This window comes from Bacteroidota bacterium, from assembly GCA_040388375.1.
Taxonomy (GTDB): domain Bacteria; phylum Bacteroidota; class Bacteroidia; order UKL13-3; family UKL13-3; genus JAAFJM01.
Genome location: JAZKBU010000007.1, coordinates 401778 through 414300, shown reverse-complemented (window position 1 = coordinate 414300; position 12523 = coordinate 401778). Strand labels below are relative to the sequence as shown.

General features: G+C 32.6%; 10 protein-coding genes. 2 read left to right on the top strand and 8 right to left on the bottom strand.

All coding sequences use genetic code 11. The features are described from left to right. Position 1: 1 nt before the first annotated feature. The 5 genes from V4538_13460 to V4538_13440 form a co-directional block, all read right to left on the bottom strand. Complete coding sequence (locus V4538_13460; GenBank protein ID MES2382048.1) at positions 2 to 2503, bottom strand: polysaccharide biosynthesis tyrosine autokinase; 2502 nt, start codon at positions 2501 to 2503, stop codon at positions 2 to 4. 8 nt (positions 2504 to 2511) lie between these two features. Continuing rightward, complete coding sequence (locus tag V4538_13455) at positions 2512 to 3318, bottom strand: polysaccharide biosynthesis/export family protein (protein MES2382047.1); 807 nt, start codon at positions 3316 to 3318, stop codon at positions 2512 to 2514. A 160-nt stretch (positions 3319 to 3478) separates the two neighbouring features. After that, entirely contained in the window at positions 3479 to 4000 is a 522-nt protein-coding gene (locus V4538_13450) for a UpxY family transcription antiterminator (GenBank protein ID MES2382046.1), read from the bottom strand. A 24-nt stretch (positions 4001 to 4024) separates the two neighbouring features. Then, on the bottom strand, positions 4025 to 5656 hold the full coding sequence (locus V4538_13445; GenBank protein ID MES2382045.1) for a peptide MFS transporter: 1632 nt from the start codon (positions 5654 to 5656) through the stop codon (positions 4025 to 4027). A 161-nt stretch (positions 5657 to 5817) separates the two neighbouring features. Then, entirely contained in the window at positions 5818 to 7728 is a 1911-nt protein-coding gene (locus tag V4538_13440; protein ID MES2382044.1) for a peptide MFS transporter, read from the bottom strand. A gap of 96 nt (positions 7729 to 7824) precedes the next feature. Between V4538_13440 and V4538_13435 the strand changes: the two genes are divergently transcribed. Then, positions 7825 to 8577, top strand: a complete 753-nt coding sequence (locus V4538_13435; GenBank protein ID MES2382043.1) for a DUF4197 domain-containing protein — start codon at positions 7825 to 7827, stop codon at positions 8575 to 8577. Positions 8578 to 8643: 66 nt separating this feature from the next. Here V4538_13435 and V4538_13430 read toward each other — a convergent pair whose 3' ends face one another. From V4538_13430 to V4538_13420, 3 genes are all read right to left on the bottom strand, one after another. Continuing rightward, on the bottom strand, positions 8644 to 9396 hold the full coding sequence (locus tag V4538_13430) for a hypothetical protein (GenBank protein MES2382042.1): 753 nt from the start codon (positions 9394 to 9396) through the stop codon (positions 8644 to 8646). A 146-nt stretch (positions 9397 to 9542) separates the two neighbouring features. Next, the gene (locus V4538_13425; GenBank protein ID MES2382041.1) at positions 9543 to 10925 is read right to left on the bottom strand and encodes a hypothetical protein; all 1383 of its coding nucleotides are present in this window, start codon (positions 10923 to 10925) and stop codon (positions 9543 to 9545) included. Beyond that, complete coding sequence (locus V4538_13420) at positions 10912 to 11466, bottom strand: RNA polymerase sigma factor (protein ID MES2382040.1); 555 nt, start codon at positions 11464 to 11466, stop codon at positions 10912 to 10914. Before V4538_13420 ends, V4538_13425 begins: the two co-directional genes overlap by 14 nt. A gap of 237 nt (positions 11467 to 11703) precedes the next feature. Between V4538_13420 and V4538_13415 the strand changes: the two genes are divergently transcribed. Further along, entirely contained in the window at positions 11704 to 12510 is an 807-nt protein-coding gene (locus tag V4538_13415) for a hypothetical protein (protein MES2382039.1), read from the top strand. Positions 12511 to 12523 lie beyond the last annotated feature (13 nt).

Here is a 12523-nt window from a genome sequence, read left to right as displayed (position 1 = left end):
ATTAATAGCCTAATAGTTTTTTCCAGAAAGGTTTTTTATCTATTTCAATGTTGTCGCCATAACTGTATGATGAATTAGCACCGTAGCTGTAGCCATAACCGTATCCATATGCATAACCGTAACCATAGCCATAACCGTAACCATAGGTGTAGCCATAGCCATAAATAGGAGCAAAGTTCACATCGTTAAATACCAAACCTATGTTTTTGGTTTTATCTCCATTGCGCACATCGTTGATTAAGTTTAAATAATTTTTACGACTCAAGCGTTGACGAACAATGTATAAAATAATATCAGAATACTTCATTAAATCCAATCCATCAGCTACCAATCCAATAGGTGGTGTATCTAATATAATGTATTCGTAATCTTTTTTCAGTTCAACCAATAAATCAAAAAACTTATCGGTAATTAATAATTCAGATGGGTTTGGTGGAGTGGGGCCGGCCGTAATTACATCCAAGCTACTGATTTTTGTTTTTTGAATAATTTGTTCTTTTGATGCTCTGCCAATTAAGTAATTGGTTAAACCAATAGAGTTATCTAATTTAAAATCCTGGAAAATTTTGGGTTTACGTAAATCCACCCCCAAAAGAATAGTTTTGGCTCCACTGATAGCAATAACCGAAGCTAAGTTCATAGAAACGAAAGTTTTTCCTTCACCACTCACGGTTGAGGTAACTAAAATAACCTGTTTGTCTTGTTTCTTAATAAAATAACCTAAGTTACTCCTTAAGTTTCTAAACGATTCTGCAATACTTGATTTCGGGCTTTCTTGTATAACCAATGGATTCTTCTTTACGTTATGGATAATATTTCCAATCAATGGTATAGACGAGGCCGCTTGTAGTTGTTTGTGGTTATTTATTTTGGTATTGAATGCTTCTAATGAAGAAATAACAACAGCAGGTATCAATATACCTATTAGCAAAGCAATAAGATAATTATTACTTGCTTTCGGATAAGTACGTCCCGTTACAATGGTTTTATCTACAAATTTATTATCAGCTACAACAGATGCACCTGCAATGCCTGCTTCTGCTCTTTTTTCCAATAAATAAGTATATAGTTTATCGCTAATGGTAAACTTCCTGTTTAGGTTTAATAATTGACGCTCTGTATTAGGTAAAATATTAAGTTCTTTTTCAATTTCGCCTACTTGTTTGTCAAAATCTTCAATCACTATTTGCGATTGCTTTTTAATATTTTTTACGTTTTCAACTAAGGTTTGTTTGATGTTTAAAATATCGTTATCAATTTCAGCCAAAGCAGGGTTTGCAGATTGCATGCTGTTTTGTAACGTTATTCTTTTTACATATAATTCTGATAAGCTAAGTATTAAAGAATTCAGTAAAGGGTCGCCAATACCCATAGAACTAGGCGCTATAATTTCATTTATCTTTTTGTTTTTGCTAATGTAATCCGATAAGTAGGTATAGTAATTCAGTTTAGATTCTTCTATTGCTTTGTTCTTTTCAATAGAAGTTAATTTTTCCATGATGTACTTACCCTCATCGCTGATATTTACAATTTTATTGGTTGCCCTAAAGCTTTGTAAATTGTCTTCAATGAATTTTAAAGAGTCTTGTATATCGTTAATCTGGTCAGTTATAAAACCAACCGTATTTTTTGAAATACGGGTTTTTTCTTCCAAGCCCATATTGATATAAGTTTCACCTAATTTATTTAAGAAAACCACATCCTTTTCAGGATAACCACTTTCTTTTGTTATTTCAACTATTGATGATGTTTTATTAATAGGTTTAACCCCATAACTACCTGCATACTGGTTAACCAATGTGGTTTTTGTATTCAATACAAAGTAGTAAATGTTTTCATCGTCATTCACTAAAGAAGGGTCTAAAAGAATAATTTTAAATTTAAAATTCTCTGATTTTATATCTTCATTTAAGTTGAATTTTTGTTTTGGAATAGCACCCGAAACGTTATTTATTTTTTCTTCATTATAAGGTATTAATACCGAACCGCTCTTGTTTTTACTGCTTAGCTCAACTTGGTTGTTGGCTAAAAAGTGAATATAAATAGGTACACCATAAGGTTGTAAATGGTTTGTATCCATTTCAATAAGAAATTGAGCATTAGGATACAATTCAGATGTTTTTACTTTTCCCTGATAGTAGTATGAAATGCCAAAATTCAGATTGTTAATGGTTTCCTCTACCAAGAAGCGAGATTTGATAATACCAATTTCATTTTCAATATTTTTTGAGGCATTGATTAAAGATGAACCTTGTAAAAATGTTTCAGATCCGTCAAAAGAGTTACGGCCTTTATCTTTAATTAAAATGGTTGTTTTTAAAGCAAATCGGGGAGTAGCGTATCTGTTAATAAAATAAGCAAAGGTTATAGCTATAAAAACACTGATTATAAAATAAGGTAAAAAAACCAAAAACTTGGCAAGTATTACCCTAACACTTAATGAGTTTTCGTCAAAAATGGTTTGTCTTTCAGTTGAATTAGTTTGAATATTTTCTTTTTCCATATTAACCGTTATTTATTTAAAATGATGTAGGTATTAAGTACCAATAAAGCTGTACTTAAAAGTGGGAGTAAAAAACCAATGGTATTTTGTCCTGATGTTAAATTACCGTATTTCCTTACACCCAAAGGCTCTACATAAACAATGTCGTTTGGTTGAAGATAGTAAAACTCGGTATTGATTAAATTACCTTGAGTTAGGTCAATATCAATAACTTTATTTTTACCGCTCTCTTTTCTAATAATATGGATTGATTTTCTATTTGCTAAGTCTTTAAGGTCACCGGCAGTGGCTATTAATTCCAATATGTTTACATTGGATTGTAAAAAGCTATATCGTCCGGGTTTATTTACTTCTCCAATAATATTTATTTTGAATTCGGCCAGGTTTACAATTAAGTTAAACTCTTTATAATACTTTTTGAATTCAGTTTCTATCATTGAATAAACTTCAGCTACTGATTTACCTGATGCAGGTAATGCATGAACAATAGGTAAATGTATAAAACCCTGTGCATCTATAATATAACCTGTATAGTACAATGGTGTTCCATTGGATGAATTGGCGGCCATCTGTAACATTTGACCTGTTCCGGCAAAAATGGCGTTTATTTTTTCGTCATTGGTGGTAAAACGAATAAAGATAACATCGCCTGCCTGAACTTTATAATTGGTTTGTGCCTGAACACCAAAATTGTTTGTATCGCTTGCTGCCGCGTTTTTGGGCATATTTTGTACCAATACGTAGTTCTTATTAGATACGCAAGAGGCCAAGCCTACTGTAGCACAAATGAGAAATATTTTTAATAGTTTATGCATGTATTATTTGAGTTTTAAATTCTTATGCTTTCAAACAGGACTTGTTTGTAAGATGGTGTTATATACGGGTTAATTTGGAAGTGGATAAAATGATATTTTTCATTTTAGTGCAAAGCTTCGCCAGGTCAGTTACATTTAACAAAAAATATATAACTGGTTACTAGGTTGTTTGGAGCGTTTTTCTTAAAATATTATTAGGAACCTGAACTAAAATAGAGAAGCCAATGTTATTAACACGTATAAGAACTCTTTTCTGAGACTTATACTCAACTAGCTCTCCTTCTTGTCCTATTAAGGGTCCTGCAATAATTTTAATTTTTTGCCCTGGTGCAATGAATTCTTCAACGGCTTCAATATCTTGATAGCTGGAAACCATGAGTTTAACTAAGTCAATTTGCTGCTGACTTACTTCAACGGGAACCCCCTGCAAGCTTACAAATTTAACAATTCCAGTGGTATTTAAAAGTTCATAATACTTACTTAATGCAGTAAATACAAAGATGTAAGAGTTAAACAACGGATTTTCAATCCATTTCTTCCTATCACTCCATTGAACTAATTTTTTTTGTAATGGCAAAAAGGTAGTAAAGCCTTTTTTACTTAACTCAATATTGACTTTTTTTTCTGCCCTTGGTGCGGTGTATAACAAATACCATTTATTTACTTCTCGGCTTAATTCCATTGGTTAGTAATTAATTGTATTTGTTTAAATATGCTCTTTTAAAATTTTGTTCAACCATTTTAAAAGCATAAACATAATTACCGTGGCAAATGCCAATAACATGAAATTAACCAAAAAGTAATTGGCTTTATTGTCATATATATCCCATGTTTTAGCCAAAATTCCTGATAGTTTATTACCTATTGAAGTAGACAAAAACCACCCACCCATCATTAAAGCAGTTAAGCGCTTAGGACTTAGTTTTGAAACCAATGACAAGCCCATTGGGCTTAAAAATAACTCGCCAATGGTAACCACTCCATAACAACCAATTAGCCACCAGGCTGAAGCCTTGTCCAAACCATTGTTACAATAATAAACAGCGCCCACCATTATCAATGTGCTGAATGAAGAAATGAGTAAGCCAATTGCAATTTTTGAAGCAGTGCTTGGTTCCTTATTACGTTTTTTCAGGAAAGCAAAAAATGCGACCACAACGGGAGTTAATAAAATAACCCAAAGTGGGTTAATAGATTGAAATAACTCGGTATTAAATAAGGCGATTTCTGTATTTTCAGCAGGGGTAAGAGCGGGTTGTAAATTTCTGAAATAAATATTTTTATCCCAAACCCGTTTTACTTTACCATTTTCCTTTATAATGGAAAATTTATCGTTAAAGGCCTCTACCGAGTCTACTTTATTAGTAACCTTTTCTACCAAATATAAGTTCTCCGCAGTCGATTTTACAAGCGTTGGTGTTTCCCTGTCAGTATAATATTGAGCCCAAGTAGTTAAAGCGGTTCCATTTTGTTTGAAAATAGCCCAAAACATAACAGAAACTAACATAATAACCAATAATGCAGCAATTGGTTTTTTATCGGTTAAACTGGCTTTTACGTACAAACCAACATAGAATATAACTACGGGAATAGTTCCAAAAATAAAAGCATCGGTGCTGTTGCTGCCAAAAATATCGCCAGGTATAAACCATGCTCCTATACCAACTGCTATGGCCGGTAAAAATACGGTAGTGAAAATTTTTGCCATTGGCATATCTTCTTTTTGGGCGGGTTTTAAAACATCGGCATGTTTATAGTTTTTTAAACCAATATAATAAACAATAAGCCCTACAAACATTCCTACACCGGCAGTGGCAAAAGCATAGCTCCACCCATACTTATTACGCATAAAGGCTGCAATAAATGTACAACTGGCCGCACCTATATTGATGCCTGAATAAAATATATTATAACCGGAGTCTTTTAAATGTTTATACTTATCGTCATTGTATAAATTACCTAAAAGCGTTGAAATATTGGGTTTAAAAAAACCATTACCCAATACAATTAAAAACAAAGCAATATAAAAGTAGGTAGTGCCGGGAATAGCTAAGCCTAAATAACCCAATCCCATTAAAATACCACCTAAGAAAATAGATTTACTATAACCTAAAACCCTATCGGCTAACAAACCGCCCAAAAAAGGAGTTAGGAAAACAAAGGCTATAAAAGTACCGTAAATATCGGCTGCTTCACCTCGGGTCATTTCTAATCCGCCATTTTCTATTGAAGTTGTTAAGTACAATTGAAAAATGCCAATCATTAAGTAGTAGCCAAAACGTTCCCACATTTCTGTAAAAAACAGAAATGGAAGACCTATAGGGTGTTTTTTGTTCATGTTAAGGGCGAATTTAAAAAATAATTTAAGCCATGCAAATATTCTTTATAAAATGGAAGTTTTACTTTATAAAGATAATAGCTGACTGTTTAAAGGGTCTATAAACAAACAAAGCCTCTTTATGTAAAGAGGCTTTGTTTGTTTATTAAAATGTATTTCAATTATGAAATGCCGTGCATCATAGTCAATAATTTTTTGCTTAGAAAAAATAATATAATTGCAGCTATACCTGCCATGAATACAAAAAGCATGAAGAATGAGTAAAGGCTATTTATTTTATACCCTAAAAAAGATTTCTCTTTTATTACAGAATTGGTAAAAATGTTTTTTACAACTTCTGCTTTTACATCTTTGTCTTTAATAGATTCTAAATTAATCAAATCAATACTTATGAAGTCTGTTCCATTAATTGTTTCTTTTTTATCTAGCTTCTCACATATTACAAAGTTTTTAGCTGTTTGTTCATTTTGAACCGCTGAAACAGCAAGCATTGTTTCTGGGTAATAAGAACTTAATGTTCCAGCAAATTTGTTTGCTGAAGCAGTAGATAAAAACCAAACACCCATTAATAATGAAGCAAATTTTACAGGAGCCAATTTATTAACCATAGAAAGACCAATAGGAGAGAGACATAATTCACCAAAAGTATGAATGAGGTAAAGACTTAATAACCACATCATGTTTACTTTAGTTGAAGGCTCAATTCCTTTTACTCCGAGCGCAATTACGGCATAACCTATGGCTAATAATAATAAGCCAATTGATTGTTTGTATGGGGAAGCAGGCTCTATGTTTCTTTTACCAAGTACTGTCCACAAAATAGAGAATATAGGTGCAAATATTACAATTGCAATAGCATTTACCGATTGAAAAGCACTAGCTGGGATAGTTTGAATATCCATTCCTTCATTTGCAATACCACTTATTAGATAAACCAATGAGCCTATTCCTGCAGCGATTAATAGAAGAATGAGTTCTCTAACACCCTTTTGCTCATTTTTCATTTTGTTGAATACATTAAAACCTACTAGCCCTAATATAGCTATAATAAAGCCATATAGCATGGTTAATGTGCTTTTAGATAAATGTAAGCCAATTTCTCTTTGTGTTTGTTCATCGGCAAAGAAAGTAAGAGATGCACCTGCTTGTTCAAAAGCTGCCCAAAAGAAAATAACAAAGAAAGCAACTATATAAATAACCCAAATACGTTCCTTTTCTTCTTTACTTAAACTTTTATCGGAAATAATAAAACCTGGAGCGGCAATAGAAAGTGAGAATATGAAAGAGCCAATAACACCTTGACCAAGAAAGTAGAATAAAACGAATAGCGCAATTTCAATACCTAGCCAAGTAAAAACTTGTTGTTGGGTAAAATCTGATTTTGTTTTATCTTTAGTTGCTTGATTTGAATTTCTATTGGCATTAGGAATAGCTCCAATAGCCTCACCTTCTGGGCTAACGATATAGTGGTTTTTGAGCCAAACAAATATGGAAGTACTTATAACCATTCCTATTGATGCTGCTAAGAATCCCCATTTAAAATCGGCAGGATCTCCAGTATTTCCAAGTCCTCCGCAAACGAGTGGAGATAAAAATGCACCTAAATTTATTCCCATATAAAAAATGGTAAAAGCAGAATCTATTCTTTTATCGCCTTTTGGGTAAAGCTGACCAACCATTGTTGAAATATTAGGTTTGAAAAAGCCATTCCCAAAAATCAACATGCCTAAACCTCCAACCATTAGTACACGTGCAATTTCTATTTGTGTATAAAAAGAGCCACTTAAGAACATAAAAAATTGACCAATAGCCATCATAATACCTCCAATAACGATTGATTTTCTGTTTCCCCAGTATCTATCGGCCATATAGCCACCTAATAATGGTGTTAAATATACCAATCCAGTATAACTTCCATAAATATCAGAACTCAGTACTTTATCATATAACAAAGCTTTGGTTAGGAATAGGATAAAAATGGCTCTCATTCCATAATAACTGAATCTTTCAAACATTTCAGTTATAAATAATAGATACAACCCTTTTGGATGTCCAGTAGAAGAATTACTCATATTGTTATATTTTTATTTTTTTGATTGATTGCAATATATACAAGCTATATTCAAAAGCAATTTTTTTATACAAACATTTGACTAAAATTGCGGTGTATGAAGAAATTAATTTTAGGATGTAGTTTATTAGCATTGTTTAGTGCCTGTGACCCGAAGATGCTGGAACAAATTCAAAAGCAAGCTGGTGGTTTAGCCAAATCAACTAATATACCTTTAAGTAACGATGAGGTAATTAAAGGCTTACGTTCAGCTTTAAGTGTAGGTACTGATAGCTCTGTTTCTATTTTGGGCAGAACAAATGGTTTTTTTAGCGATGCGCTAATTAAACTGGCATTGCCAAGCGAGGCGCAACCTATTGTAAATAATTTAAGTAAAATTCCAGGTGGTCAAAAATTAGTTAACGATGCGATATTAGCCATTAACAGGGCTGCCGAAGATGCCGCTCCTCAGGCTAAAACTATCTTTATCAATGCTATTTCTAAAATTACTATTCAAGATGGTTTTTCTATTTTAAATGGTGGCAATAGTGCTGCTACTACTTATTTAAAAAACAATACGTACCAACAATTAACGGATGCATTTGCACCACGTATACGCACTTCGTTAAGCAAGCCGATAGTACTTGGTTATTCTGCAGAGAAAGCTTATCAACAATTGATTGATGCTTATAATCTGGCTTCTATTGGTGGTTCGTTATGGACACCCATTAAACAAAATTCGTTAGCAACTTATACTACTCAAAAGGCTTTGGATGGCTTGTTTTTAAAAGTAAGCCAAGAAGAAGCTAAAATACGCCAAGACCCATTTCATAGGGTAACGGATATATTGAAACGTGTTTTTGGAAAATAATTTTATACAAGATTACTTGTAAAAAGAAAAGGCTATTTGAATTCAAATAGCCTTTTCTTTTACTGATTAATTTAAAGCAATGAGTGGGCTATAGCCTTCCAGTTTTAAATAAACAGTTTGTTTTTTATTAGCCGTTAGTACGCTTATATCGTAACCGGTTTCTCTTTCAAAATAGGCTTTGCAGTCTTGTGGGTCTGTATCTATTATTTTGGCTGCATAAACAGGAGGTCCGTAACTTGATAATAACTTACCTGTAGTAATTAACTGGAAACGTTTGGTATTTTCGTTACAGCCACCAAAACCCATTTTTAGTTGTAAGCAAGTCCCGTTTTTTTGTGCTCCTAAAATAGTTACATTATCACTTTTGGGTGTATTGAAAGCAGGAGTTATTTTTATAGGTGTGCAGGAATTTGTAGCATTAATAAAGTCAATAATAACTCGTTTGCAAGCGGGCAATACCATGTTACAGATATACATGCTGTCAATATAGCTAAAGCCTGAAAATGGCCTGTATTTGAAATCAACTCTATCGCCTTCGTGTAAAAGGATAGGGCATAAGGTTTGAAATGATTGTGCACAGGGTTGCAATAATTTTCCATCGTCTGTTTGTATCCATAAGTTATCATAAATACTGGCACCACAGGATATACGTACCATTGTACCTTTTATAGCAGTATTGTTGGGGTTTCCTCCTCCATTTGACCCACCTCCGTTGCCTTCTTCATCTCCCCACCATTGTTTTTTACAACTGGTAAAACCTAAACTAAAAATTAATGTCAATACTATAATTGACTTTCCGATTAAAACTGCTTTTTTCATATGAGTATTTTTATTATACCTTATTTGACAAGGCTTAATGCTTTAGTGATGCATTGTTTTATAATAAACAATGTCATAATTTATTGACTACTGATGAAGTAAAACTAGATATTGTCTATCTCCAAAAAGATGGAAACCAAGTATGGTTAAAAGTTGAATTTAATACCAGATTCTATACCTATAAATAAGGGAGGGGTTCTTTTTATAAAATCATTGTTATACAATTGATTTTGGTGTAGTTTTATAATTGGCCCTGCAAAGAAGCTCCATTTACTTATTTGGTAATTGGCATGTACCGAAGTAAAATAGGTAATTTGAAAATGTTGGAATCGTTGGTCCTTAGCATCATCAATTGTTTTAAAATCAATTTGCTTATTGTTAGTTTCAAACAGGTAGGTTTCGGTACTCAAAAGCCATTGGAAAGATGCCCCAACCTGGCTACTGAAATGGAATGCTTTGTTTCCAAATTTATACGATAAGCTTACTGGTATTTCAATATAGCGTAAGTTTTGGTCTATAATATTTCTTTTATAACCCGCAGGACTTTTGGTAGCAAGCTCATTTGTTAAAATACTATCAGCGGATTTATTGTTATAAATATCGGAGGCATTATAAATTTTATTGAATTGAATGGTTGTATAAGCTAATCCTACACCTAAGCTAAAATTATTTTTATTGATATAGAAACTCATTCCGGTGCTCATACTTGATTTTGCTTTTTCACTAAAATCAATTCCATATTCATCTTTAATAACTGAATTGTTGGCTCCGTTGTAAGCATTGTTTACAAGCATATATCTGTTAAAAGCAGCTATTGAAAAACTGTAATTGCTTTTTTGTTTTTTGTTTTTATAAATGTTATGCAAACTATCAGATGGAGTTGTTGCTTGTGCTTTATTTGCATTGGCAACCACAGTATCTTTCTTGTCTAGCGTGTTAATAATGTTTTCTGATGTGTCAGATACGGGTTCCTGAGTAGCAATAGCTGCTGTTTCTGTAATAGGATTAAGATTATTATTAATGGCTACAGTATTTGCTAACTTAGGAGTACTGCTACTTGTATTTGGCTTTTCTTTGTTTTCTATATTATTAACCATAGCAGCCGGAGTGCTGTTATTTTTGTTATTTACTGGATTAGGTTTATTAACTACTAATGGTTTATTAGTAGAAACTATTATTTTTTCAGTATTTAATTTCTCGCTTTTTGGTACTATAATTTTACTTGCACTTGGTGTGTTTGTTGAGGATGAATGGGCTTGTTGAGTAGTACTTTGATTAGGTATTGCTGTTTCTTTATTTGAAGAGGTTAACTCTTCTTCTTGCGGTATATTAGTTTGGGTAAATTGTAATTTTAAAGCTATAACCACCGAAATTAATAGCAATAGTAAGCCTACTAAAATCCTTGTTTTTATTTTGAATTGTTTTTTTTGTTGTTCGATAACTATTGATTCAAAATTTGTATACAAGGGTTTAACTGTAAACTCTTTTGCTCTTTCTTGTAATATGTCGTTAAAATTATCTTTTTGCATAATTTTTTATTTCAAATCCCAGCTCTTGTAATTTTTGTTGCAATAAAATTTTTGCACGCGAAAATTGTGAGCGGGAGGTACTTTCGTTTATATTTAATTCTTCTGCAATTTCTTTATGTGAATACCCTTCAATAGCAAATAAATTTAAAACTAAACGATATCCTGTTGGCAATTCTTGAATGCATTTCATTAAAGTATGCAAGTCAATTTGGTGTAATTGTTCTACTGAAAATGAGTTATTGTCTAGTAAAACATCAATATCGCTTTCCCATTTTACTTTTTCATTGGCTTTTACATAATTAAGTGCAGTATTTATAATAATGCGTATCATCCAAGTTTTTAAAGCGGATTCAAACCTGAATTTTTTTATGTTTTTAAAAATTTTAATAAATCCGAGTTGTAATATTTCTTCTGCTTCTTCCTGATTGTGTGCATACCTAAAACATACACCCAGGAGCATAGAGGCATACTGCTCAAAAAGCTGTTTTTGAGCAATACTATCATTTTGAATACAGGCCTGTACCAACTCGTTATCGGTCATCCCCGATTTTTTATGCTTTATTATTAAAGACAATTTTTGTTTTCAGTAAATGGTTAGACTGATAGGACAAATAAAACGCTGCATTCCCTTAAAAGATTCTTATTTTTTTATGAAATAAAATTTTAAAAGAACATAATAACTAGAAGTTAAGTGGCTACTAATGGAAACTATTAACAGTTTTTTAGCCGTATAATGAGTAGCTAAACTGCCTCTGCCTATTTTATTTTGTGAATTATTATGGCTGCAGTTTTTCGTTGTTTTTTTTCATTTTGGGTATTGGTTTTTATTCCTTTTACTGGTTTTAGCCAGTTTTTATTTCCGGAAGGTTTTGTTTTAATTCCTTTGGATACCAATCAACACTATGCCGGCTCTTTTGCTGGTTCTTTTAGCTCGCAAACACAAAAAGAGGTGGTGAACCAGTTTTCGGGGAGGGCAGAGGTAGCCATTAGGTTAAAGAAAAACATACTCACTTTAGCCAATAATACACAAATAATAACCAATGGAAATACTACTGTAATTAGCGGTGGCTATTTGTTTGCCAGGTTTAGAAAGGATATAACGCGCTCTTTGTATCCTGAATATTTTGCACAATACCAATGGCTTGAAGCACGTGGCTTACAAAGTAAAATATCAGGTACAGCCAATATGCGAAAAAGAATATACAGGGATACTACTCTTTCATTGGCTGCGGGTGCCGGTTTTTTATTGGAATACGAAAAGTGGAATTACGATGGTGTGCCCACTGAACGATTACCACTTAATACAAACCCGGTTGAGGTAATTAACCCTCGTTTTAACTGTTATTTTAGTTACGATCATTTCATCAATAATACGATTACCATTGATGCAGCTGTTTATTATTATTTACGTGTATTACCAAGTTTTTCTAATCCCAGATTGGGGGCTCATACCCGATTTGGCTATAGAATAAATAAAAATTTGTCGTATAATTTAACCTTACGCGTCATGAATGATTATAACCCGGTTGTGCCTGTTAATGAGTTGTGGTACAACTTTATAAATGAATTGGTTTTTAATTTTTAGCTGTTTATTTCAG

What these genes read in the sequence shown, in the direction of transcription:
- V4538_13445 (MES2382045.1), bottom strand. Translation starts at nt 5,656, where the DNA reads ATGAACAAAAAACACCCTATAGGTCTTCCATTTCTGTTTTTTACAGAA.
- V4538_13420 (MES2382040.1), bottom strand. Translation starts at nt 11,466, where the DNA reads ATGACCGATAACGAGTTGGTACAGGCCTGTATTCAAAATGATAGTATT.
- V4538_13455 (MES2382047.1), bottom strand. Translation starts at nt 3,318, where the DNA reads ATGCATAAACTATTAAAAATATTTCTCATTTGTGCTACAGTAGGCTTG.
- V4538_13460 (MES2382048.1), bottom strand. Translation starts at nt 2,503, where the DNA reads ATGGAAAAAGAAAATATTCAAACTAATTCAACTGAAAGACAAACCATT.
- V4538_13430 (MES2382042.1), bottom strand. Translation starts at nt 9,396, where the DNA reads ATGAAAAAAGCAGTTTTAATCGGAAAGTCAATTATAGTATTGACATTA.
- V4538_13435 (MES2382043.1), top strand. Translation starts at nt 7,825, where the DNA reads ATGAAGAAATTAATTTTAGGATGTAGTTTATTAGCATTGTTTAGTGCC.
- V4538_13440 (MES2382044.1), bottom strand. Translation starts at nt 7,728, where the DNA reads ATGAGTAATTCTTCTACTGGACATCCAAAAGGGTTGTATCTATTATTT.
- V4538_13415 (MES2382039.1), top strand. Translation starts at nt 11,704, where the DNA reads ATGGCTGCAGTTTTTCGTTGTTTTTTTTCATTTTGGGTATTGGTTTTT.
- V4538_13425 (MES2382041.1), bottom strand. Translation starts at nt 10,925, where the DNA reads ATGCAAAAAGATAATTTTAACGACATATTACAAGAAAGAGCAAAAGAG.
- V4538_13450 (MES2382046.1), bottom strand. Translation starts at nt 4,000, where the DNA reads ATGGAATTAAGCCGAGAAGTAAATAAATGGTATTTGTTATACACCGCA.